The 23,051-nt window shown below is 73.0% G+C and carries 17 protein-coding genes and 1 pseudogene; 10 read left to right on the top strand and 8 right to left on the bottom strand.

Features of this window, described 5'->3' with window-relative positions:
* Window positions 1–113: 113 nt before the first annotated feature.
* Entirely contained in the window at window positions 114–1,463 is a 1,350-nt protein-coding gene (locus J7462_RS09700; protein WP_219463632.1) for a hypothetical protein, read from the bottom strand.
* A gap of 86 nt (window positions 1,464–1,549) precedes the next feature.
* On the opposite strand from J7462_RS09700, the pseudogene murD reads away from it, so the two are divergent.
* From murD to J7462_RS09685, 3 genes and pseudogenes are all read left to right on the top strand, one after another.
* Window positions 1,550–2,898, top strand: a pseudogene (gene murD, locus J7462_RS09695) (UDP-N-acetylmuramoyl-L-alanine--D-glutamate ligase).
* 167 nt (window positions 2,899–3,065) lie between these two features.
* A complete protein-coding gene (locus J7462_RS09690) occupies window positions 3,066–4,373 on the top strand; it encodes an aspartate aminotransferase family protein (protein WP_208570900.1) in 1,308 nt (435 codons plus the stop codon).
* A gap of 134 nt (window positions 4,374–4,507) precedes the next feature.
* The gene (locus tag J7462_RS09685; RefSeq protein WP_219470188.1) at window positions 4,508–5,989 is read left to right on the top strand and encodes a CoA-acylating methylmalonate-semialdehyde dehydrogenase; all 1,482 of its coding nucleotides are present in this window, start codon (window positions 4,508–4,510) and stop codon (window positions 5,987–5,989) included.
* A gap of 67 nt (window positions 5,990–6,056) precedes the next feature.
* Here J7462_RS09685 and J7462_RS09680 read toward each other — a convergent pair whose 3' ends face one another.
* From J7462_RS09680 to J7462_RS09670, 3 genes are all read right to left on the bottom strand, one after another.
* Window positions 6,057–6,344 (bottom strand): hypothetical protein, encoded by a 288-nt coding sequence (locus J7462_RS09680; protein WP_208570907.1) that lies wholly within the window; start codon window positions 6,342–6,344, stop codon window positions 6,057–6,059.
* 274 nt (window positions 6,345–6,618) lie between these two features.
* Window positions 6,619–6,822 carry a cold-shock protein gene (locus J7462_RS09675; RefSeq protein ID WP_043326981.1) on the bottom strand — a complete coding sequence of 68 codons (204 nt, stop codon included), beginning with the start codon at window positions 6,820–6,822 and terminating at the stop codon, window positions 6,619–6,621.
* Window positions 6,823–6,987: 165 nt separating this feature from the next.
* Window positions 6,988–8,016, bottom strand: a complete 1,029-nt coding sequence (locus J7462_RS09670; RefSeq protein ID WP_219463631.1) for an N-acetylglucosamine kinase — start codon at window positions 8,014–8,016, stop codon at window positions 6,988–6,990.
* 202 nt (window positions 8,017–8,218) lie between these two features.
* Between J7462_RS09670 and J7462_RS09665 the strand changes: the two genes are divergently transcribed.
* From J7462_RS09665 to J7462_RS09635, 7 genes are all read left to right on the top strand, one after another.
* The gene (locus J7462_RS09665; protein ID WP_208570898.1) at window positions 8,219–9,166 is read left to right on the top strand and encodes a MurR/RpiR family transcriptional regulator; all 948 of its coding nucleotides are present in this window, start codon (window positions 8,219–8,221) and stop codon (window positions 9,164–9,166) included.
* Window positions 9,163–9,912: a sugar isomerase domain-containing protein gene (locus J7462_RS09660; protein ID WP_208570897.1), complete on the top strand. Its 750-nt coding sequence runs from the start codon at window positions 9,163–9,165 to the stop codon at window positions 9,910–9,912. The genes J7462_RS09665 and J7462_RS09660 overlap by 4 nt, the downstream gene beginning before the upstream one ends.
* 25 nt (window positions 9,913–9,937) lie before the next feature.
* Window positions 9,938–11,374 carry an N-acetylglucosamine/diacetylchitobiose ABC transporter substrate-binding protein gene (gene ngcE, locus J7462_RS09655; RefSeq protein WP_219463629.1) on the top strand — a complete coding sequence of 479 codons (1,437 nt, stop codon included), beginning with the start codon at window positions 9,938–9,940 and terminating at the stop codon, window positions 11,372–11,374.
* Between the two features lie 20 nt (window positions 11,375–11,394).
* Window positions 11,395–12,303 (top strand): carbohydrate ABC transporter permease, encoded by a 909-nt coding sequence (locus J7462_RS09650; protein ID WP_208570895.1) that lies wholly within the window; start codon window positions 11,395–11,397, stop codon window positions 12,301–12,303.
* A gap of 1 nt (window position 12,304) precedes the next feature.
* Complete coding sequence (locus tag J7462_RS09645; RefSeq protein WP_219463627.1) at window positions 12,305–13,225, top strand: carbohydrate ABC transporter permease; 921 nt, start codon at window positions 12,305–12,307, stop codon at window positions 13,223–13,225.
* A 356-nt stretch (window positions 13,226–13,581) separates the two neighbouring features.
* Window positions 13,582–15,261 carry a bifunctional 3'-5' exonuclease/DNA polymerase gene (locus J7462_RS09640; protein ID WP_308290848.1) on the top strand — a complete coding sequence of 560 codons (1,680 nt, stop codon included), beginning with the start codon at window positions 13,582–13,584 and terminating at the stop codon, window positions 15,259–15,261.
* 269 nt (window positions 15,262–15,530) lie between these two features.
* The gene (locus J7462_RS09635) at window positions 15,531–16,124 is read left to right on the top strand and encodes an NTP transferase domain-containing protein (protein ID WP_219470184.1); all 594 of its coding nucleotides are present in this window, start codon (window positions 15,531–15,533) and stop codon (window positions 16,122–16,124) included.
* Between the two features lie 295 nt (window positions 16,125–16,419).
* On the opposite strand, the gene J7462_RS09630 is transcribed toward J7462_RS09635, so the two are convergent.
* The 4 genes from J7462_RS09630 to J7462_RS09615 form a co-directional block, all read right to left on the bottom strand.
* Window positions 16,420–17,229 carry a metal-dependent hydrolase gene (locus tag J7462_RS09630; protein WP_219463626.1) on the bottom strand — a complete coding sequence of 270 codons (810 nt, stop codon included), beginning with the start codon at window positions 17,227–17,229 and terminating at the stop codon, window positions 16,420–16,422.
* Between the two features lie 102 nt (window positions 17,230–17,331).
* Window positions 17,332–19,233 carry a serine/threonine-protein kinase gene (locus J7462_RS09625; protein ID WP_219463624.1) on the bottom strand — a complete coding sequence of 634 codons (1,902 nt, stop codon included), beginning with the start codon at window positions 19,231–19,233 and terminating at the stop codon, window positions 17,332–17,334.
* 183 nt (window positions 19,234–19,416) lie between these two features.
* Window positions 19,417–21,504 carry a protein kinase gene (locus J7462_RS09620; RefSeq protein ID WP_308290847.1) on the bottom strand — a complete coding sequence of 696 codons (2,088 nt, stop codon included), beginning with the start codon at window positions 21,502–21,504 and terminating at the stop codon, window positions 19,417–19,419.
* 79 nt (window positions 21,505–21,583) lie between these two features.
* A complete protein-coding gene (locus J7462_RS09615) occupies window positions 21,584–22,915 on the bottom strand; it encodes a glycosyltransferase family 4 protein (RefSeq protein WP_219463620.1) in 1,332 nt (443 codons plus the stop codon).
* Window positions 22,916–23,051 lie beyond the last annotated feature (136 nt).

Raw genomic sequence — 23,051 nt, 5'->3', positions numbered from 1 at the left:
CACGGTGATCAAGAGGTTTGCGTCAGAATTTGCCGCCCTGGTGACGCGAACCTCTTGATCACCGGGGTGATGGGGGTGGGGGGAGGGGAGCGGGGAGGGGGCGGGGAGGGGGGTCAGGTCAGGGTGTCCAGGGTTTTGGCGTAGGGGGCGGGGACGTGGTGGGGGCCGGCGGGGGTGAAGACGTCGGAGGTGGCGGCCGTCGACCAGGCGGCGGCGGGGACCGCGTCGACCAGGGTGCGGACCACCGGGGCGTCGCGCCACTGGTCCTGGGCGGCGAGCAGGCTCAACGCCACCACCGACTCCTCGACCTCGCCGACGCACTCGAACGGCTTGTGCCCGTCCACGCCGAGCAGCTCCCGGTAGCCGGGGATCTGCGTCTCGTCGGCCAGCAGGTCACCGCCGAAGATGCCGACCACCCGGTCCCGGGGCATGAACGGGGCCATGGCCAGGAAGACGAACCGGCACTTCGGGCAGTCGCGGCACCAGCGGGCGCTGGCGTCGCGCAGCTTGAACGCGGCGTTGCAACTGGTCACCACCGCGTCGTAGCGGTCGATGGTGGCGAACAGCCGGGCGATGTGCAGCTCCGACAGCGAACGCAGCAGCGAAAAGTACGGCTCGGTGAGCCCGGCGTGCTCGGCCAGTGCCGCCCGCAGCAGCCCCTCGGCCTCGACCCCCTTGGACCACTGGTGGTTGATCTCGTGACCGTTCCAGATCAGGTTCGGGTCGGACGCGGACCGCTCGTTGGACATCACCACCGGCCCGAGCCCGTGCAGCACGGCGGTGGCGACCGCGATCAGCGAGTTGATCGCGGTGACCGGGATGTGCCCGTTGCGCGCCCCGGCCGCGTTCAGGTCGAACAGCACCGGGTCGAGCCGCCGGCGGGCGGCCAGCGCCGGCAACCCGGACGCCTCGTTCACCGCGACGATCACGTGGTTGGGGTTGACCGAGAACGGCACCGGGTCGAAGCCGCCCCGGCGCAGCGCCTCCAGGCTGACGATGGAGTCCTTGCCCCCGCCGACGGCCGACAGCGGCCGACGGTCCGAGTCGTCGTACACCCGGGGTGGCGGGACCTCGCCGGCCGGCACCTCGGGGCGCAGCTGCAGCACGTGCGGGAGCTGGTTGCGGTAGGCGTACTCGGCGAGACCCTTGGTGTAGACGGCGGTGACCAGCGCGGTGGCGGCCCCGCCCAGCGGCGTCGGCAGCACCAGGCGCGGCGGGGCGGCGGCCTTGTAGTAGCTGACCCCGGCCACCACGTGCAGCAGTTCCAGGACCCGGCCCAGGGTGGCGACCGTCTCGTCCGACGGCGGCGCGGCCGGCACCGGTAACGTGATCACCTCGGTGAACCGCTGCTCGCCGTCGGGACCGGTCAGGGCGTAGTCGAACGACGCCGCGCCGGTGGCGGGGTCGAACGAGTACGACGGGAAGGTGAAGGCGTCCATCCGCCGGAGCTGCTCGTTGGGCACACGCCATACTAGGCCCTGGTCCGTCCGGCCGGGTCCGCTGCGCCGGACCGGCCGCCGCACCACCGTCGACACCTGAGGGAGAGTTCGTGCGCCTGTCCGATCTGCGCGGCCGTACCGTCGCCGTCTGGGGGCCGGCCGCGAGGGCCGCGCCGCCGTGACCGCCATCGCCGCGCACGGCCCGGCGGACCTGGTCGCCGTCGACGACAGCGCCAACTTCCTCGCCGTGGCCTGGGAGGGGCCGCTCGCCGAGGCCGCGCCGCTGGTCACCGGGGAGCAGGGGTACGCCCGGCTGGCCGCCGCCGACGTCGTCGTGCGCTCCCCGGGGGTGCCCAACACCCACCCGTGGCTGGTCGAGCTGCGCGCCAAGGGGGTCACCGTCACCCAGGGCACCGCGCTGTGGATGGCCGACCACGCCGACCGGACGATCGGGGTCACCGGCAGCAAGGGCAAGTCGACCACGGCCAGCCTGATCAGTCACCTGCTCGCGGCGGTGGACCGGCCCAACGTCCTGGGCGGCAACATCGGGGTGCCCACCCTCGACCTGCCCGACGCCGAGTCGTACGTGCTGGAGCTGTCCAGCTACCAGTGCAGCGACCTGACCGACTCGCCCCGGGTCGCGGTGGTCACCGCACTGTTCCCCGAACACCTGGACGCGCACGGCGGCGAGGCCGAGTACTACCGCGACAAGCTCAACCTGATCGCGTACGGCCCCCGGACGGTGGTGGTCAACGGCAACGACCCGCGGCTGGCACTGGAGCTGGGCGACCGGGCGGCGATCCGGGCCGGCCTGCCCGACAGTGTGCACGTCGGCACCGGCCCGGACGGCACCGACTGGTTCCACCTCGGCGACCGGCCGTTGTTCGCCCGGGGGGTGCTGCCGCTGGTCGGCCGGCACAACGCGGGCAACCTGTGCGTGGCGCTCGCGGTGCTCGACGCGCTCGGGGTCGACGTCGTCGCCCACAAGGACACCCTGGCGGTGGCGGTCGCCGGGTTCCACGGGCTGGCCCACCGGCTCACCGAGATCGCCGACCCGTCCGGCCTCACCTTCGTCGACGACACCCTCGCCACCAGCCCGTACGCGGCGATGCACGCGATCGACGCGTACGACGGGCGGCCGTTGACGGTGATCGTCGGTGGCACCGACCGGGGGTTGGACTACACGCCGCTGGCCGAGCACCTGGCCGAGCGGGAGTTGACCGTGATCGGGATTCCCGACAGTGGTCCCCGGATCGTGGCGGCGCTGGCCGGGTTGCCGAAGGTGCGTACCGAATTGGTGGACGACCTGGTGGACGCGGTCCGGCTGGCCCGGTCGGTGACCCCGGCCGGCGGGGTGGTGCTGCTCTCCCCGGCGGCGCCCAGCTACGGGCGGTTCCGTAACTTCGAGCACCGCTCCGAGGTGTTCGCCGAGGCGATCCGGGACACCGCCGCCGGCTGAGCGCGGGCCGGCGACCTCGGCCCCGGCACGGGCCCGACGACACCGGGCCGGGTGACGCGGTGTCAGGCGGGGACGGACGCCGGGCTACACAGTGCCAGTTGTCGCCGGCCGGTCGGGGTGGCAGCGTGCGGAGGACGCGCAAGCCGCCGCCGCTGAAGGGTGTGCCGATGACCGCCGACGACCTGCTGGCCCGACACCGGGCCGTGCTCCCGTCCTGGATGCCGCTCTACTATGCCGAGCCGATCGAGTTGGTCGCCGGGTCCGGCCGCCGGGTCACCGACGCCCAGGGCCGCAGCTACCTGGACTTCTTCGGCGGTGTGCTGACCAACATGATCGGCTACGACATCCCGGAGATCCGCGAGGCGGTGGAGCGTCAACTGCGGACCGGTCTGGTGCACACCTCCACCCTCTATCTGATCCGGCAACAGGTGGAGCTGGCCGAGAGGGTGACCTCGCTCGCCGGCATCCCGGACGCCCGGGTCTTCTTCACCAACTCGGGCACCGAGGCGAACGAGGCGGCGCTGCTGGTCGCCACCAACCACCGCCGGTCGCACCAGATCCTCGCCGTCCGCAACAGTTACCACGGCCGGTCGTACGCGACGATGGGGATCACCGGCAACGGGGGTTGGACGGCCAGCGCGCACAATCCGCTCCAGGTGGCCTTTCTGCACTCCGGTGAGCGGCTGCGCGGGCTGCTCGCCCGGCTGCCCGAGGCCGACCGGACGGAGGCCGCCGTGGAGGACCTGCGCGAGGTGCTCGCCACCCAGACCAGCGGCGACGTGGCCTGCCTGATCGCCGAGCCGATCCAGGGGGTCGGCGGTTTCGTCGCCCCGCCCGACGGGCTGTTCGCCGGCTGGCGCAAGGTGCTCGACGAGCACGGCATCCTGCTCATCTCCGACGAGGTGCAGACGGGCTGGGGGCGCACCGGCGAGCACTTCTGGGGCTACCAGGCGCACGGGGTCACCCCGGACCTGCTGACCTTCGCCAAGGGCATCGGCAACGGGTTCGCCCTGGCGGGCGTGGTCGGCCGGGCGGACGTCATGGAGTCGGTGCCGGCGATCAGCTTCTCCACCTTCGGCGGCAACCCGCTCTGCACCGCCGCCGGCAACGCGGTCCTGGACTACCTGCGCGACCACGACCTGCAGGCCAACGCGGCGCGGGTGGGCGCGATCCTCCTCGACGGGCTGCGGGCCACGGTCGCCGACCTCGACGGCGTCGCCGAGGTGCGGGGCAAGGGTCTGATGCTCGCCGTGGAGTTCGTCCGACCCGGCGGGCTGGAGCCCGATCCGGTGTTGACCGCCGGGGTCTTCGAGGCGTGCCGGGCCGGTGGCCTGCTGGTCGGCAAGGGCGGCCTGCACGGCAACGTGCTGCGGATGGGCCCGCCGCTGACCCTCACCGAGGACGAGGCCCGCGAGGGGCTGGCCATCCTGGTCGAGGCGATCCGGTGCGCCGTCGCGGCGCAGGCGGCCCGGTGAGCACGCCGGGCGGGACGTCACCCTCCGGAGCGCCGTTGGCTGCCGGGCCGGTGGCTGCCGGGCCGGTGGCTGCGGCGGCCGACAGCGAAGACGACTTTGCCGACATCGAGCAGGGGGCGGGCGACGCGCCCCGGATCGGGCATTTCGTCGACGGTAGGCGCATCGACGGGACGTCCGGGCGGTACGCCGACGTCTTCGATCCGGCCACCGGCCGGCGTACCGGCCGGGTGGCGTTGGCTGACGCGGCCGAGGTGGCGATGGTCGTCGAGGTGGCCGGGCGGGCCGCCCGGAGCTGGCGGGACGCCTCGCTGGCCCGCCGCACGGCGGTGCTGTTCGCCTTCCGGGAGCTGGTCCACGCCCGCCGGGACCGGCTCGCCGAGGTGATCACCGCCGAGCACGGCAAGGTGCTCGCCGACGCCGCCGGCGAGGTGCAGCGCGGCCTCGAGGTGATCGAGTACGCCTGCGGTATCGCCTCGGCGTCGCGCGGGAGCTTCAGCGCGAACGTGTCCACCGAGGTCGACTCGTACAGCCTGCGGCAGCCGTTGGGGGTGGTGGCGGTGATCTCGCCGTTCAACTTCCCGGTGATGGTGCCGCTGTGGTTCGTGCCGGTGGCGGTGGCCTGCGGCAACGCGGTGGTGCTCAAGCCGAGCGAGAAGGACCCGAGCGCGGCGCTGCTGCTGGCCGAGTGGTTCGTCGAGGCGGGCCTGCCGGCCGGAGTGCTCACCGTGGTCAACGGCGACGCCGAGGCGGTCGACGCGCTGCTCGACCACCCCGACGTGCAGGCGGTGTCGTTCGTCGGCTCCACCCCGGTCGCCCGGCACGTGCACCGGCGCGCGACGCTGACCGGCAAGCGGGTGCAGGCCCTCGGCGGGGCCAAGAACCACCTGGTGGTGCTGCCCGACGCCGATCTGGACCTGGCCGCCGACGCGGCGGTCAACGCCGGGTTCGGCTCGGCGGGCCAGCGGTGCATGGCGATCTCCGCGCTGGTGGCGGTGGGGCCGGTCGCCGACGCCCTGGTCGCCCGGATCGCCGACCGGATGGCCGGGCTGCGCACCGGCGACGGTCGGCGCGGTGGCGACCTGGGGCCGCTGGTCACCGCCGCGCACCTGGCGCGGGTCCGTGGGTACGTCGAGGCCGGGGTGGCGGCGGGCGCGGTGCCGGTGGTGGACGGTCGGGACGTCGTGCCGGACGGGGACCCGGACGGGTTCTGGCTGGGCCCGACCCTGTTCGACCACGTCACCCCGGACATGTCGATCTACACCGACGAGATTTTCGGCCCGGTGCTCGGCGTCGTCCGGGTCGACTCGTACGACGCGGCGGTGGCACTGGTCAACGCCAACCCGTACGGCAACGGCACGGCGATCTTCACCAACGACGGTGGGGCGGCCCGGCGGTTCCAGTACGAGGTCCAGGTCGGCATGGTCGGGATCAACGTGCCGATCCCGGTGCCGATGGCCTACTACTCGTTCGGCGGCTGGAAGGCGTCGCTCTTCGGTGACCTGCACGCCCACGGTGAGGACGGGGTGCGGTTCTTCACCCGGGGCAAGGTGGTCACCAGCCGTTGGCCGGACCCGCGCCACGGCGGGGTGAACCTCGGCTTCCCCACCCAGAGCTGAGCAGCCGCGGCACACCCCGCAGGCACGGGTGACCGAGTCTGCGGGGTGGGGCCGTGCGGGCGTACGGTCAGAATGGTGCGGGTCCGCGGCCTGCCAGCGACATCAACACCTGCGTGGCGAGTAGTTTGCGTAGGCCGGTGACGGCGACCGTTCCCACGCGGTCGTAGGGCAGTTCCAGTTGCAGTCCCTCGACGGCGTTGCGAAGGTCCGTCGTGATCTCGTCCGGACGGAAGGTGCCACCCCAGCCGTTGAGTCCACCGCGTTGGTTGGTGCTGAGGGAGGCCATGCCGGATATGCGTGCGCCGTCGGCCAGGATCAGCCTCGCCGGACCCGAGTAGGTCGTCGTCAAAGTCATCAGCCTTTCAGGGTGAACGCTGCGCACCTCGGCCCCCGGCCGTGGTCATCGGGAGCCGGGGCGTCGGGCTGTGCTCCATCGGGACCAGGGTCGTACGTGCCCCGACCGTCAGGGCGGCGGCGCTGTGGAACGTGGCGCGTAGCGGGAGGGGTCTGCGTCGGCTCACGCCTGGCCGGGCGGCCCTGGTCGCTCAGCCCCGGTCGCCGTGGTGAGCGATGGAGACGCCGAACGGCGGCCCGCTGAACCAGTCGGGCCGCCGTTCGTGAAGCGTGGATCAGAGCGGGCGGATGTTCTCCGCCTGCGGGCCCTTCTGGCCCTGGGTGACGTCGAACTCCACCTTCTGGTTCTCGTCGAGGCTGCGGAAGCCGCTCGCCGAGATCGCGGAGAAGTGGGCGAACACGTCGGCACCGCCGTCGTCGGGGCTGATGAAGCCGAAGCCCTTGTCGGCGTTGAACCACTTCACGGTACCTGTAGTCATGTCTGCTCCTCTGCAGGCTGTGGAGAGACCGCACTGCGCGGACCCTTAGCCGCCGAGTTGATAACCCGCATCGAAACGACACGAAAAACGAAAAGCGCCCGGATGGGTTTTAGATAACCCACCAGGCGCCATGAGACGTCTACGGAAATCAAAACTGCAACCCGGTTACCGTAGCACACGATCCGTCGCGACTCCCTTCCCGTCGACCGGCGGGTCCGGTACGAGCAGCGGGTGCAGAGCCGTTGGATCGGTGGCCCCCGGCAGGTCGCGGGCGGCGAGCCAGGCCGCCGCGGAGGCGCCGTCGCCGGCCGGACGCAGGGGCGCGACCGGCCACCGCCGGGCCAGCTCCGCGGTGACGGCGACGGCCAGTGGGGTGTCACCGGTGAGCAGACCGCCGCCGAGGACCACCGGGTCCACCGCGTCGGCCGGTCGGATCCGCGCGACGCTGTCGGCCAGCAGCCCGGCGGCCCGCTCGATCAGCGTGACGGCGACCGGTTCGGTCTCGGCGGCGGCGGCGACCACCAGCGGGGCGAGCCGGGCCAGCTCCACCGCCGGCCGGCGGGTGACCGCCTGCACCACCGCGTCCACGGTCTCTCGGGGCCGGTCGGCGACCCGGTCGTCCCCCAGCAGGGTGGCGAGCACCCGGCGGCCCAGTGGCCCCGGCGTCCGGGCCGCGTCCAGGTCGGCGAGCAGGCGCCGGACCGCCTCCCGGCCCAGCCAGAACCCGGAGCCGGCGTCGCCGAGCAACCACCCGTGCCCGTCGGCGACCCGGTCCAGTCGCCATCGGCACACCTGGGCGGCGATCGCCCCGGTCCCGGCGATCAGGATCGTGCCGTCGGCTGCGGCGGTGCCGGAGGCGTACCCGACGAGGGCGTCGCTGTGCACCGTGTACGGGCAGCGCAGGCCGGCGTCCGACCAGGCCCGGTCGAAGGCGGCCCGGCCGGCCGGGTCGGCGCGCAACCGGCCGGCCCCGGCCAGCCCGATCGCCCCGGCGTGGACCCGGGTCGGGTCGACGTCGCGCAGCGCCTCCCGCAGGGCGGTCGACAGTTCGGCGGCGGCCCGTTCGGCACCGTGGCTGGTGGGGTTGCCGCCGCCGGCCCGGCCGGTGCCGAGGCGTTCGCCGGTGAGGGTCAGGGCGGTGGCCCGGGTGGACGTACCCCCGACGTCGAGGCCGACCACGACGATGTCGGACATCCTCGCGGGCCTCCCGGGGGTGCGCTGGTGTGGGGGTGTCCATGCTGGTCGGTGCGGTGTCGCAGGGCAAGACCGGGCGCCGGTGGCGGGCCGTAGCGACAGGTAACAGTTTGAAAACTTCGCCCATGGTCTTGACAGGAAGGGGCCTTCAGTAAGAACTTTTACCACTAACAGTTAACACTCTTTTCCGAAAGGCGCGTCGATGGCCGAGCACGAGGCGGACACCACCGCGGCAACCGCGGTGGTCGATGCCGAGCCGGTCGACCGGCGCAGCGCGGACGGAGTGCTGGCCAGGGTCCGGGCCGGCACGGGGGAGTTGACGGGAGCGTTGCGCCGGGTCGCCGAGCAGGTGCTCAGCGACCCGGAGGCAGCGGCCCGCGCCACTATCGTCGAGCTGGCCGAACGCAGCGGCACCTCACCGGCGACGATCACCCGCTTCTGCCGGGCCATGGGCTTCGACGGCTACGCCGACCTGCGCCTGGGCATCGCCTCCGAGACCGGCCGGGCCCGCTCGGCCGGCTGGACCGTCGACATCGGCCGGGAGATCCAGCCCGGCGACCCGCTGGCCCGGGTGCTCGACCAGATCATGGCCGCCGACACCCGCGCCATGCACGACACCGCCACCCTGCTCGACCTCGCCGAGGTCGAACGGGCCGCCGTCGCCATCGCCGGAGCCGCCCGGGTCAACATCTTCGGCGCCAGCGGCAGCGCCCTGGTCGGCGAGGAGATGCAGTTCAGCCTGCACCGCATCGGGGTGGCGGCGTGGGCCTGGAGCGACGTGCACGAGGGGCTCGCCAGCGCCGCGCTGCTCGGCGTCGGCGACGTCGCCCTGGGCATCTCGCACACCGGGCAGACCCGGGAGACCATCGAGATGCTCGCCGAGGCGGGCAGCCGGGGCGCCACCACCGTCGCGTTGACCGGGTTCCCCCGCTCCCCGCTCGCCGAACTGGCCGACATCGTCCTGCTCACCGCCAGCCAGGCCACCACCTTCCGGCCGGACGCGCTGTCCGCCCGGCACCCCCAACTCGTCGTGCTCGACCTGCTCTACATCGCCGTGGCGCAGCGCACCCACGACCGCGCCCACGCGGCCTTCCGGCGTACCGCCCAGGCCGTCGACGGGCACAAGGCCGCGAAGGGGACCACGTCATGATCAGTGCCCAGGGGTACGCGCGAGCCGTCCGGCCCGTCCTCGACCGGCTGCTCGACACCCAGGCCGAGGCGATCGGCCGGGCCGCCGACCTGATCGCCACCAGCCTGCGGGCCGGCGGCGTGCTCCAGGCGTTCGGCGCCGGCCACTCCGAGGCGTTCGCCGCCGAACTGGTGGCCCGGGCCGGCGGCCTGGTCCCCACCAACCGGATCGGCCTGCACGACCTGGTGCTGCACGGCGACGCCCCGCGCGACGTGCTCACCGACCCCAAGCTGGAACGCGACCCGGCCGTGGCCCACCAGCTCTACCCGCTGGCCCGGCCGCAGCCGGCCGACGTCTTCCTGATCGCCTCCCAGTCCGGCATCAACGGCTCGGTCGTCGAGCTGGCGACGCTGGTCACCGGGCACGGCCACCCGCTGATCGCGGTCACCTCGGTCGCCCACACCGCACGGGTCGCGCCCCGCCACCCGTCCGGTCGCCGACTCGCCGAACTCGCCGACGTCGTGCTGGACAACGGCGCACCGTACGGCGACGCACTGCTGCCGCTGGAGGGCGGCGGCGCGGTCTGTGCGGTCTCCTCGGTCACCTCCGCGCTGCTGGCGCAACTGGTGACCGCGGAGGTCGTCCGACGGTTCCACCAGGCCGGAGAGGTACCCCCTATCTACCTCTCCGCCAACGTCCCCGGTGGGGACGCGCACAACCTCGCCCTCGAGTCGCGGTACGCCGGGCGTCTCCGGCGCACCGCCTGACCCGGACACCCAAGGAGAGACGACGATGTCGAACACCCCCGAGACCCCGACCCCGATGAGCCGCCGCAGCCTGCTGGGCCGGACCGCCGCGGCGGGCCTGCTCGCCACCCCGGTGGTCGGCCTGCTCGGTGCCTGCGCCACCAGCGGCTCCGACGAGGACACCACCAAGGCCGAGGAGGGCACCAAGAGCGCGACCAACCCGCTCGGCGCCGCCGAGGACGCCCCGCTGGAGGTGGTCATCTTCAACGGTGGCTACGGCGAGAAGTACGCCACCGACGTGCACGAGCCGCTCTACAAGAAGGCGTTCCCCAAGGCGGAGATCAAGCACCAGTCCACCCAGGCGGTCTCCACCGTGCTCCAGCCCCGGTTCGCCTCGGGCAACCCGCCGGAGTTCGTCAACAACTCCGGCGAGAAGCTGATCGACTTCGGCTCGCTGGTCGCCGACGGGCAGTTGATGGACCTCACCGAGCTGTGGGACGCCCCGTCGGTCGACGACCCGAGCAAGAAGGTCCGCGACACCGTCGTCCCCGGCACCGTCGAGGCCGGCTCGTTCAACGGCAAGCCGTACGTCCTGTACTACGTCTCCACCGTCTTCGGCATCTGGTACTCGGGCAAGCTGTTCAAGGACAACGGCTGGGCGCCCGCGAAGACCTGGTCGGAGTTCACCGCCCTGCTCGACGGCATCAAGTCCAAGGGCATCACCCCGTACGGCTACGCCGGGGCGAACGCCGCCTACTACCAGTGGAACGTCATCCTGACCCACGCCGCGAAGATCGGCGGCACCGACGTACTCAAGAACATCGACAACCTGGAGGACGGCGCCTGGCAGCAGGACGCGGTCAAGCAGGCCGCCCAGGCATGGGAGGAGATCGGCGCGAAGTACGTCGACAAGAGCTTCGAGGGGCTCAAGCACACCGACGTGCAGCTGCGGCAGAACCAGTACAAGCTGGCCCTCTACCCCAGCGGCGACTGGCTGGAGGGCGAGCAGAAGAAGGACACCCCGGCCGGCTTCGACTACCAGCTGATGCCGGTGCCCAGCCTCACCGGCTCGGACAAGCTGCCCGCCACCGCCGTACGGGCCACCGCCGGTGAGGGCTACTTCGTCTCGGCCAAGAGCAAGAACCCGCGCGGTGGTCTGGAGTACATGCGCCAGATGCTCTCGGTCGCCGGGGCGAAGGGCTTCACCGAGGTGGTCAAGGCCCCGACCGTGGTCACCGCCGGCAGCGCCGGCTTCGCCTTTCCGCCCGGCGTGGCCAGCTCGCAGGCCGCCCTCGCCGCCGCCGGCAAGGACGTGTTCAACCTGTACTTCGACGGCTGGTACAAGGAGCTCGACACGGAGGCGCGCACCGCCACCAACGAGCTGATGTTCGGCCGGATCAAGGCGGACGCCTTCGTGGAGCGGATCCAGAAGCGGGCCGACGCCATCAAGAAGGACAGCTCCGTCGCCAAGTTCACGCGCTGACCGATCGGAGTAGCGGGATCATGCGGCACGGCAAGTATCCGTTCGTGATCGGGTTCCTCTTCGCCCCGGTCACGCTGTACGTGGTCTTCGTCATCGCACCGTACGCGCAGGCGTTCCAGATCTCGATGACCAACTGGCGGGGGCTGTCCGCCCCGCAGTGGGTGGGCTTCGACAACTACCGGCGGCTGCTCGACGACGGGCGCTTCTGGCAGGCGGTCCAGCACCACGGCGTACTGCTGCTTGCCCTGCCGCTGATCACGATCGCCATCGCGTTGTTCTTCGCCTTCCTGCTCAACGTGGGCGGACGCAGCGTGGGTGGCCAGCGGCAGGGGGTCCGGGGGTCGAAGTTCTACCGGGTGGTGTTCTTCTTCCCCCAGGTCCTGGCGGTGGCCATCATCGCGGTGCTGTTCCAGATGGTGTACCGGCCCAACGAGTCCGGCCTGATCAACGGCGTGCTGATGAAGATCGGGCTGGACCCGGTGCTGTTCCTGGTCCGGCCGAACCTGGCCCTGTGGTCGATCATCGCGGTGCTGGTCTGGCAGGCCGTCGGCTTCTACGTGGTGCTCTTCTCGGCCGGGATGGCCTCGATCCCGGGGGAGATCTACGAGGCGGCCGAGATGGACGGGGCGAGCAAGGTGATGCTGTTCTTCCGGGTCACCCTGCCGCTGCTCTGGGACACCCTCCAGGTGGCCTGGGTCTATCTCGGCATCGCCGCGTTCGACGCGTTCGCCATCGTCGCGGTGCTCTCGGTGGACAGCGGCGGCCCGGACGGCGCGACGACGGTGCTGGCGGTGGAGATCTACCGCAACGCCTTCGTCTACTCGAAGTACGGCTACGCCTCGGCGATGGGTGTGGCGCTGTTCTTCCTCACCCTCACGTTCGCGGCGCTGACGCTGCGGTTGACCAAGCGGGAAAGCGTGGAGTACTGACATGGCCGCACAGACGACGCTGCCGCCGGCCGCGGCGGACACCCCGCCCGGCCGGCCCGCCGCCCGCACCCGCAAGGGCCGGGGCGAGCACCACGAGGTACGACTGTTCAGCGGGCTCGGTCAGCTGGCGCTCGCCGTCTGGGCGGTGATCGTCATCGTGCCGATCCTCTGGACGTTCCTGGCCGCGTTCAAGAACACCGGCGAGATCTTCAGCAGCCCGTGGACGCTGCCGGCGGAGCTGCGCTGGGAGAACTTCGGCCGGGCCTGGACCAAGGCGCACGTCGGCCGGTACTTCCTCAACAGCGTCTTCGTGGTGTCGTGCAGCACCTTCGGCACCATGCTGTTCGGTTCGATGGCCGCGTACGTGCTGGCCCGGTACAAGTTCCGGGGCAACCGGGCGATCTACTACCTGTTCGTCTCCGGGTTGGCCTTCCCGGTCTTCCTGGCGCTGGTGCCGCTGTTCTTCGTGGTCCGCAACCTGGGCCTGCTGGACACCCACACCGGCGTGATCCTGGTCTACATCGCCTACTCGCTGCCGTTCACCATCTTCTTCCTGGCCGCGTTCTTCCGGACGCTGCCGAACTCGGTGGCCGAGGCCGGCATGATCGACGGCTGTTCGCACACCCGACTGTTCTTCCAGGTGATGCTGCCGATGGCGAAGCCGGGCCTGATCAGCGTGGCGATCTTCAACATCATCGGGCAGTGGGCGCAGTACCAGTTGCCCCTGGTGCTGCTCTCCAACGCCAAGGACAAGTGGGTGCTCACCCAGGGCATCGCCGACATCTCGGTCAATGCCGGCTACGAGGCCGACTGGTCCGGCCTGTTCGCCGCCCTGACCATCGCCATCCTCCCGATGATCATCGTGTACGCGATCTTCCAGCGGCAGATCCAGTCCGGTCTGACCTCCGGCGCGGTCAAGTAGCCCCCTCCGTCCCGGCGGCGAGGCGACCCGCTCCATCCCGCCGCCGGGCCGGCTGGCGCTCCGCCCTGCCGCCAGCCCTCATGCGCGGTCAGTGCCCGGGACTTCGGTTCTCGGGCCCCGGTTCTCGGTTCTCGGGCCCCGGACCGCGGTTCTCGGGCCGCTGGGCCGCTGGGCCGCGGCGGCACCCGGCCCCGCCGCTGCGCTGCGGCAGCTGTCCGGGTGCCGGCACGCCCCCTGCCCCTCAGTACCGCAGTGGGCGATCCGCAGGTGTCGGTAGGTGACGGCCTGACAGGTGGAACGGACCCGGCGACCGGCGGAAGCGGCGGGGTGTCACAGGGGCGGGGCAGAATCGGGCCGTGGCGGTGGTGGCGGTGGTGGCGGGCGAGCGGGGCAGTGGCGCGCTCCGGCCGCTGGACGCCGCCGGCCGCCCGTCCGGCGCGGTCGAGCTGGTCGACGACCTGACCCGCGCGGTCGCCGCCCGGGAGGCCGCCGAGCGTCCCCGCTGGGTGTGGGGCTCCGGCACGGCGGTCTACCCCATCCTGCTGGGTGCCGGGGTGCGGGTCGAGCGGTGCCACGACGTCGAGCTGACCGAGGCGCTGCTGCTGGGGCACGCCGGGCGGTGGGGCGAGCCGCGTTCGCCGGCCGCCGCGTACGCCCGGCTCATCGGGGCCGTGGTCCCACCCGACCCGCCGGCCCGGCCGCCCGCGCCGCCCGGTCACGGCCAGGCCGCGCTCTTCGAGGCCGTCCCCGGCCCGCCGGGCCCCGGCATCGACACCCTGACCCGGGTGTACGCCGACCAGCTCACCCGGATCGCCGCCACCGCGCATCCCGGCCGGTTCCGGCTGCTGGTCGCCGCCGAGTCGGCCGGTGCGCTCGTCGCGGTCGAGATGGCCGCGGCGGGGCTGCCGTGGCGGGTCGACGTGCACGGTGAGATCCTCGCCGAGCTGCTGGGCGAGGCGTCCCCGATGGGCGGGCCGCCCCGGCGGCTGGCCGAACTGGCCGCCCGGATCGCCGAGGCGCTCGGGGTGCGGCAGCTGCACATCGACTCCCCGGCGGAGCTGATGCGCGCCTTCGCCCGCGTCGGCGTGCAGCTGCCCAACACCCGGGCCTGGGTGCTGCGCGGCGTCGACCATCCGGCCGTACCGTTGGTGCTCGAATACAAGGAGCTGTTCCGGATCTGGACGGCGCACGGCTGGGCCTGGCGGGACGCCTGGGTCCGCGACGGCCGGTTCCGCCCGGAGTACGTCCCCGCCGGGGTGGTCTCCGGCCGGTGGGCGACCCGGGGCGGCGGCGCGTTGCAGATCCCCAAGGTGATCCGGCAGGCGGTGGTGGCCGATCCGGGGTGGCAGTTGGTGGTGGCCGACGCCGGCCAGTTGGAGCCCCGGGTGCTCGCCGCGGTCTCCGGCGACGCCCGGCTGGCCACCGCCGGTGCGGCCGGTGACCTCTATGCGGCGTTGGCGCAGGACTCCTTCGGTGGTGACCGGGCCCGGGCCAAGCTGGCCCTGCTCGGCGCGATGTACGGGCAGACCGGTGGCTCGGCGCTGCCCGCCCTGGCGGTGCTCAAGCGCAGCTACCCGACCGCCTTCGGTTACCTGGAGGCGGCAGCCCGCACCGGCGAGGCGGGCGGTCTGGTCCGGTCCTGGCTGGGGCGGACCTGCCCACCGGGGACAGCCGGCTTCGACACCGGTGACGATGCCCTGGTGGACCCGGACGCCGGGTCGGACCCCCGTTCACCCCGGGCGCGGGCCGCCCGGTCCCGGGGCCGGTTCACCCGGAATTTCGTCATCCAGGCCACCGCCGCCGAGTGGGCCTCGACGATGCTCGCCACGCTCCGGGGCGAGCTGGCCGGTATCGGTGGCGAGTTGGTCTTCTTTCAGCACGACGAGGTGATCGTGCACTGCCCGGCCGAGCTGGCCGATCCGGTGACCGAGGCGATCCGCCGGGCCGGAGCACGCGCCTCGACCCTGCTCTTCGGCGACACCCCCGTCCGCTTCCCCCTCGACCTCTCCACCGTCGACTGCTACGCCCACGCCTAACCCACCCCCACCCCCACCCCACCCCTCATCCCGTCCCCACCCCCGCCCATCCCCGGGTCCCCCGCCCATCCCCTCCCGTCCCCGGTGATCAAGAGGTTTGCGTCAGCCGGATCGAGTTTCCTGACGTAAACCTCTTGATCACCGAGGGCAGGTGGGGGACGGGAGGAGGGTTAGGGCAGGGGGCGGGTGGGTATTACGCGTGAAATATCCGTTTCGTGCCGACACGGATCGGGTGAGGGCTCGTTGCACCCGGTGTGCGTATCGCAGGAATGATCATCGCGGCGGGCGGGGGACGCCGGCTCGGCGGCCCCGAGGCATTACTGCTCCAGGGAGGCCGGCCGCTGGTCAGCTGCATGATCGACACGATGACCGAGGCCGGGTGCGGGCAGTTGGTGGTCGTGTTGGGCGCGGCGGCCGACGAGGTACGGGCGGCGGCTGACCTGAGCCCTGCCACCGTGGTGGTCAACCGGGCCTGGGGCACCGGCGTCGGCTCGTCGATCCGGGCTGGCCTGGCCGCGCTGGCCGACAGGCGGGTCGAGGCGGTGGTGGTGGTCCCGGTCGACATGCCCGGCCTCACCCCGGAGGCGGTCCGCCGGGTGGCCGCGCTGCCCTACCCGGACGTGCTCGCCTGCGCCACCTACGACGGGTTGCGCGGTTACCCGATGCTGTTCGGCCGTCGGCACTGGGCCGGCATCGCCACCCTGGCCAGCGCCGATGTCGGAGCCCGACCTTACCTGTTGGCGCACAAGGACCAAATCGTCGACATCGCCTGCGACTCGGTCGCCGACGGCAACCGGGTCGACACCCCGGAGCTGATGGCGCTCTACGGCCTCACCGTGCCACCGCAGCGGGTCGGCGTCTGATCAGCGTTCAGGCAGGCGGCGGGGATGCTGCCGCCTGCGGAACGCGACAGGTGACCGCCGACCGCTCGGCCAGCGCCCCCGACCGTCCCCTCACCCACGAACCCGGCCCCCACCCACGGCCAACCAGGCCGACTCCGCCCCTCCCCGCCCGCCTTTCCCCCGGGTGATCAAGAGATTTGCGTCAAGAATGATCTCCATGTTGACGCAAACCTCTTGATCACCGGGGAAAGGCCGGGCCGGGGCCGGGGCCGGGGCGGGGAGGAGGCGGGGCGGGGGCGGGGGCGAGCGGGAGGGGTTAGACCTCTATGTTGAATCGTTGCAGGACCGAGGGGGCTACCAGGCCGACCGCCGCGAGTACGGAGAGCACCGTCAGCGCGGTGCGCAACACGACCACCTCGGCTTTGCTGCCGGTGCGCAGGGCGATGCTGTTCGGCAGCCCGATCATCGTCCACATGCGGCGCTTGATCGGGATCGGCCAGAGGATCGGCACCCCCGCCTTGGTGATCATGTCGCCGAGGATGTGCACGAAACAGCCCACTCCGACGGCCAACCCGATCATCGGGTAGCCGCGGTCGCCGGGCAGGGTGGCGAAGGTGAACCAGGCGGCGGCGGCCGAGACGAGCGTGACGATCACCCAGCCGGCCCGTTCGGCCCACTCGTCGAAGAGCCCGCGCAGCGCCAGCCCGATCATGAAGAACAGGATGCTCACCACCGCCCACTTGCCGTACGCGGCGCAGAGCGCGGTGGTGCCCCAGCCGACCAGCACGGTGAACGGGATGGTGTGGGTCAGCGTACGGTGGCCGTTGTTGCGGCGCGGGTCGCGGCTGAGCTTGGTGGCGTAGTAGACGCCGAGGGAGATCTTCTCCATCACCTCGGCGACGAAGAGCGAGAAGACGCCGAAGGTGCGGGCCACCGTCGCGCCGCCCTGGTTACGGGTGACCTTGCCGGAGAGGTCGAGGTCGGGAAAGAGCGCGCCACCGGCACAGACCGCCGTGCCGACGGCCAGCGCCAGCGGGGACTGGTGGTAGTCGGCGAAGTAGTCCAGCGCCCACGACCCGGTCAGCCACACCGCCGCGCCCGACAGTGCGTGGGACGGTCCCATCATCTCGCCTCGCCCCTCCCCGGGTTCTTGATCGACAACGCTACGCCACTGTGTCAGAGCCGTCACCGACGGGGCAATCACCCGGACAATCCACAGGGGACGGTGTCAGTCGGCGGGGCGGAAACTCTGCCTGATCATCAGGAAGTATGTCGCGTTGACCTGCCAGTCGAACTGGTCTGTCAGCCATGAGACGGTGTACGCCCGGTCCCGGGTGACCCGTACCAGCAGCCGGGCGGTGTGCAGCCGGCCACCGGTGGCACCGGTCCACTCGCACTCCCACAGTGCGCCACCCCGGAACATGTCCAACGGGACGATCTCCACCCGACGGTAACCGGTGAGCCGGCCGTCATCGGTGAGCCGGCGTTCCTCGGCCTGCCAGTGGGCGACCGGGTCGGCCGGGGCGTCACCGGGGGCCACGCTGAGCACCCGGGGGCCGCCCGGCTCCCGCAGGCAGGTCACCGTGCCCTCGGTGTAGTGCAGCCACCCGGCCGGCGCGGCGATCCGGAATCCGGTCGGGTCCTCGTACCAGGTCCAGCCCGGGACCAGGCCGAACCGCTCACCCGCCGGCGGTGGCGCGGACCGGACCGGGGTGGCGTCCGTCGGCGCGGGCGCGGCGCACGGGAAGGCCGCCGGCCGGGCCACCGGGTTGCCGGCGCCGCCGCCCGGTGAGGACGGGGTGGTGCCGCCGTCGTGCAGGGCGAGCGTCGTCCCGACCCCGGCCAGCAGGGCGCCCGCGACGGCCACCGTGACCAGGGCGATCCGTCGGCGGCGACGTGCGTCCGCCACCGGCACCGCCGGGGTACGCCCGTCGACCGGACTCCGCCCGGCCGGACCGATCCCGGCCGGACCGATCCCGGCTGGACCCGGCGCGGCCGGGCCCGGTCCCAGTGGACCGATCCCGGCTGGATCCGGCGCGGCCGGGCCCGGTCCCGGTGGACCGATCCCGGCTGGATCCGGCCCGGCCAGACCCGGCCCGGCCAGACCCGGCCCGGCCAGACCCGGCCCGGCTGGATCCGGCCTGGCCGGACTCGGCCCGGCGGGACCCGGTCCCGGTGGACCGATCCCGGGACCCGGCCCGGCCGACCCGGAGGGCGGGGGCGCGTCGACGGTTGCCGGGTCGGTCGGGATCTCCGGCCGGTGGACAGCCGCGCCGGGCGGAGGTGGCCCGGCGGGGGAGGGACTGCCGGTCGGCGGTGCGGCGAGCGCGGCGAGCAGCAACGACTCCGTCTCGGCGGCGGTGGGCCGTTCGCCCGGCTCCCGGCGCAGCAGACCTTCCAGCACCGGACGCAGCGGCCCGGCCCGACGCACCGGGTCGGGCGGCTCGGTGGCCAGGGCGCTCAACGTCGCCATCGCACTGGCGCGGGCGTACGGGGACTGCCCCTCCACCGCCGCGTAGAGCGTGGCGCCCAACGACCACAGGTCGGTACGCGGGTCGGAGACCCCGTCGCGGGCCCGCTCGGGAGCGACGAACTGCGGCGACCCGAGCACCAACCCCGGGCCGGTCATCAGCCCGTCCCCACCGTCGAAGGTGGCCAGCCCGAAGTCGGTGAGCACCACCCGCCCGTCGTCGGCGACCAGCACGTTGTGCGGTTTGACGTCGCGGTGCAGCACCCCGGCGGTGTGTGCGGCCCGCAGCGCGGCCAGCACCGCCAGCCCGATCCCCGCCACCCGGTGCGGGTCCAGCGGTCCTTCGATGCCGAGCAGTTGCTGCACCGACCGGGACGGGACGTACTCCATCACGATCCAGGGGTTGTCCCCGTCGTGCACCACGTCATAGATCCGGACCACGTTCGGGTGGTTGAGCCGGGCCGCGGTACGCGCCTCACGCAGCGTCCGTAGCCGTAGTTCCGAGCGTTCGGACTCGGCGAGCCAGTGGGGCGGGACGACCTCCTTGACGGCGACATCCCGGTGCAGCATCTCGTCGCGGGCCAACCAGACCCGGCCCATCCCGCCGGTGCCGGCCAGTTCGAGCAGGCGGTAGCGCCCCGCGACCAGCTGCTGCTGCACGACTTTCCCCCTCGACTGCCCCCTCGCCAGGGTAGCCACCGAGCTGCGGTTTCTCGACCGCAGCGATGGCGGCCGCAGTGACGGCGGCCGCAGTGACGGCGGCCGCAGTGACGGCGGCCGCAGTGACGGCGGCCGCAGTGACGGTGACCGTGACGATGGGGGCGGGCGCAGCGGCGGGGCCGGTCAGGTGGGCGAGGTCACCTCGGTCGACCGACCCTGGAAGCTCTCCCGCACCACCCGCAGCTGGCTGTTCGAGTTGCTCCAGTCCTCGTCGGCGGCGGACCAGCTGAGGATGAACCCGGACAGGTTCCGACCCGGGATCATCCGGACCGCGTGCTCCCGGCCGCCGAACGGGGTGTCCCAACGGCACTCCCACTGGGCGCCGTCATCGTCGAGAGTGTCCAGCCTGATCTTGTCGTACCCGGGCAGGGCGTTGAAGTCGAGCTGCGTGCGTTCCTCGGCCCGCAACCGGTCCAGCGCGCCGCCGCCACCACCGGCCAGCGGTTCCACGCTGAGCGTCCGGCGGCTGCCCGGGTCGCGGAAGCAGGCCACCTGCCCCTCCTGGGTGCGCAGCCAGCCGACCGGGACGGCGATCCGGAAGCCGGCACCGTCGTACCAGGTCCAGCCGGCCGGGGGACGGAACCCGCCGTCCACGGTCGCCGGTCGGCCGGTGACCTTCGTGCCGACCGGATCGGGCCGCAGGCAGGGCAGGGGCGGCGGGGCGAGGCCCGGTGCGCCGGGCGGTGGGTTCGGCCGGCCCCGGTCGGCACCCGGCGGGCCGTACGGGCGGGTGGAGGGCACGCCGGTGACGGGCACGTCGGTGCTGCGCGGCGCGGCCCGCTGCTCGTCGTTGTCGATCGCGAACGTGGTGCCGATGCCCACCGTGGCCCCCACCGCCAGGGTCGCCCCGGCCAGTAGCCAGCCCCGGGTGCCGCCGGGCAGCCGGGTGAACATCCCGACCACCCCACCCGTCCCGGTCGCCCGCCGTGATCCCGCCCCCGCGCCGGACCGCCCCGGGCCTCGTCCACCCGCGCCACCGCGCCCCGGGTCCGTCCCGGGACCGTGTCCCCCCGGGACGCCGGGTTCCGCCCCGGCACCGGCGGGGGCAGGTCCGCCCGACCCCGGCGCGGCGGTGGCCGGGCCGGACGTCGGCACGCTGCCGTCCGGTGCCCCGACACCCGGCCCGGGACGGCCGGGCTCCGGGCCCGACGACGTCGAGCCGGTGGTGCCGGCCGTCGTCGGGGAGGAGGACGTGGTGGGGCGTTCCCCCGAGTCACCGGCGACCCGGCGACCTGGTGGCCCCCACTCCCGTTCGGCGTCGAGTTCCGCGCGGCTCCTCGCCGCGCGGTCCGTCGGCTGCTGCGTCGGCTCGCCGTCCCCGCCCGGCCGGGGCGGCCGGGCCACGCCCACCGGACGGGCGACCGGCAGTATCACCGTCGGCGGCTCGGCGGCGGGCGTCGGTCGGGTCACCGCCTCCAGGCGGCGGTTCGTCTCGTCGTGGCCGATCCGCTGCCGGGGGTCGCGCAGCAGCAGCCCGTCGAGGACCGGGCGCAGCGGTCCGGCGTGCGGCGCCGGGTCCGGCGGGGAACTCGCCAGGGCGGCCAGGGTGGCCATCGCGGTGCTCCGGGCGTACGGGGAGCGGCCCTCCACCGCGGCGTGCAGGGTGGCCCCGAGCGACCACATGTCCGCCTCCACGCTGGACACGCCGTCGGCGGCGCGTTCCGGGGCGACGAACTGCGGCGAGCCGAGCACCATCCCGGGGCGGGTCATCAGCCCGTCCCCACCGTCGAAGGTGGCCAGCCCGAAGTCGGTGAGCATCACCCGTCCGTCGTCGGCGACCAGGACGTTCTGCGGCTTCACGTCGCGGTGCAGCACCCCGGCGGAGTGCGCGGCCCGCAGCGCGGCCAGCAGCGCCAGCCCGATCTCGGCGGCGCGCACCGGGTCGACCGGGCCGGTGGTGTCCAGCACCGCCTGCAACGACCGCGACAGGACGTACTCCATCACGATCCACGGGCGTTCCTCGATCTGCACCACGTCGTAGACCCGGACCACGTTGGGATGGTTGAGCCGGGCGGCGGTGCGCGCCTCACGCAGGGTCCGCAGCCGCACCTCGTCGCGTTCGTCGTCAGCCAACCAGGCGGGGGGCACCACCTCCTTGACCGCCACCTCGCGATGCAACACCTCGTCGCGGGCCAGCCAGACCCGGCCCATGCCACCCCGGCCCACCAAGTTCAACAGGCGGTACCGGCCGGCGATCACTACCTGCTGCACCGTTCTCCTCACCATCGGCCGAGGTACACCGTAGCCAATGGATCGGGGCGGACCTATCGGTCGTCGGGTCCCGGTTTCCTCAGCAGGCGGCACCGTCGAACGCCAGCAGGTTGCCCTCGGGGATGGCGATCCGCTGGCGACCGCCGGTCAGCAGGGTCGCGGCGCGTCGGGCCTGGAAGCCGCCGTGTTCGCGACGGGCGGTGGAGTAGCTGCTCACGGTACGTGCGGCGATGGCTACCCAGCCGTACCGCTCGCCGACCATGGTGCGGGCCCGGCGGGCCACCCGGCGGGCGAAGACCTCGTCGCCGACGAGCCGGTCGACCGCACCGGCGAGCGCGCCCGGGTCGCTGTGCGGGAAGGTCACCCCGGTGACGCCCGGCTCGACGATCTCGGCCAGCCCGCCGGTGCTCGCCACGGCCAGCGGGGCGCCGGCCGCCGCCGCCTCCAGGGCGATCATGCCGAACGGCTCGTAGAGGCTCGGCACGACCGTCGCGTCGGTGGCGGCGAGCACCGCCGGGAGCTGTCCGGCGTCGAGGAACCCGGCGAACCGGACGCTGTCGCCGACGTGCAGCCGGCGTACCTGGTCGACCAGCTCGTCCTTGTACGGGCCGTCCCCGGCGATCACCACCCGCAGCCCCGGGTGCCGCTCCCGCAGGTGCGGCACGGCGTCCACCAGGTGCTGTACGCCCTTCTCGTAGACCAGCCGACCGGCGTAGCCGACCAGCGGGCCGTCCCCGGCGAACCGGGCGCGGGCCGAGGCGACCGCCCGGGGCCGGGCCCGCCAGGCCCGGTCGTCGACCCCGTTGGGCACCACGTCGACCCGCCCCGCCGGGACGTCGAACAGCCGGCTCACCTGGGCGCGCATGTAACCGGAGCAGGCGATCACCCGGGTCGAGGCGTTGCTGATCCAGTGTTCGACACCGTGGATGGTGCGGTTGAGTTCCCCGGGCAGCCAGCCCTGGTGGCGGCCGGCCTCGGTGGCGTGGATGGTGGTGACCAGCGGCAGGTCGAGGTGCTCGGCCAGGGTTACGGCGGTGTGCCCGACCAGCCAGTCGTGGGCGTGGATCACGTCGTAGTCGGCGGAGTCGGTGGCCCGCAGGGCGGTCCGGGTCAGGGTGTGGTTGAACGCCATCGTCCAGGCCAGCAGGGACCCGGTGGCCAGCGGGAAGGTCACCGGGTCCTCGGGGGCGCGCAGGACGCGGACCCCCTCGGCGTACTCCTGAAGCGGCGCCCCCTCGGCGTGCCGGGTGACCACGGTGACCTCGTGCCCGGCGGCGGCCAGGGCGGTGGCCAGCGCGTGTACGTGCCGGCCGAGGCCGCCGACCAGCACCGGCGGGTACTCCCAGGACAGCATCAGCACCCGCTGGTGCCGGGCGGGGTGGATGTCGATCACGTCGGCGTCAGGTGACATGCGGCCCCCTTCGGGTGGTGTCCTGGGCGCACGCCGGTGGGACACCAGAAGGGTGTCCTCGCTGCGGCCCGGGGTTGGGGCCCATCCTGCCCACCGGTGGATAACCAGCGGAGACGCCGCCGTTGCCGGTGTGTAA

The organism is Micromonospora sp. RL09-050-HVF-A (genome assembly GCF_019374995.1).
Taxonomy (GTDB): domain Bacteria; phylum Actinomycetota; class Actinomycetes; order Mycobacteriales; family Micromonosporaceae; genus Micromonospora; species Micromonospora antibiotica.
Note: the sequence above shows the minus strand (reverse complement) of the source record. Positions and strands in the feature narration are given on the sequence as shown.

Coding starts and splice junctions, on each gene's coding strand:
- J7462_RS09690 (WP_208570900.1), top strand. CDS start 3,066: ATGACCGCCGACGACCTGCTGGCCCGACACCGGGCCGTGCTCCCGTCC.
- J7462_RS09680 (WP_208570907.1), bottom strand. CDS start 6,344: ATGACTTTGACGACGACCTACTCGGGTCCGGCGAGGCTGATCCTGGCC.
- J7462_RS09675 (WP_043326981.1), bottom strand. CDS start 6,822: ATGACTACAGGTACCGTGAAGTGGTTCAACGCCGACAAGGGCTTCGGC.
- J7462_RS09670 (WP_219463631.1), bottom strand. CDS start 8,016: ATGTCCGACATCGTCGTGGTCGGCCTCGACGTCGGGGGTACGTCCACC.
- J7462_RS09665 (WP_208570898.1), top strand. CDS start 8,219: ATGGCCGAGCACGAGGCGGACACCACCGCGGCAACCGCGGTGGTCGAT.
- J7462_RS09660 (WP_208570897.1), top strand. CDS start 9,163: ATGATCAGTGCCCAGGGGTACGCGCGAGCCGTCCGGCCCGTCCTCGAC.
- ngcE (WP_219463629.1), top strand. CDS start 9,938: ATGTCGAACACCCCCGAGACCCCGACCCCGATGAGCCGCCGCAGCCTG.
- J7462_RS09650 (WP_208570895.1), top strand. CDS start 11,395: ATGCGGCACGGCAAGTATCCGTTCGTGATCGGGTTCCTCTTCGCCCCG.
- J7462_RS09645 (WP_219463627.1), top strand. CDS start 12,305: ATGGCCGCACAGACGACGCTGCCGCCGGCCGCGGCGGACACCCCGCCC.
- J7462_RS09635 (WP_219470184.1), top strand. CDS start 15,531: ATGATCATCGCGGCGGGCGGGGGACGCCGGCTCGGCGGCCCCGAGGCA.
- J7462_RS09630 (WP_219463626.1), bottom strand. CDS start 17,229: ATGATGGGACCGTCCCACGCACTGTCGGGCGCGGCGGTGTGGCTGACC.
- J7462_RS09615 (WP_219463620.1), bottom strand. CDS start 22,915: ATGTCACCTGACGCCGACGTGATCGACATCCACCCCGCCCGGCACCAG.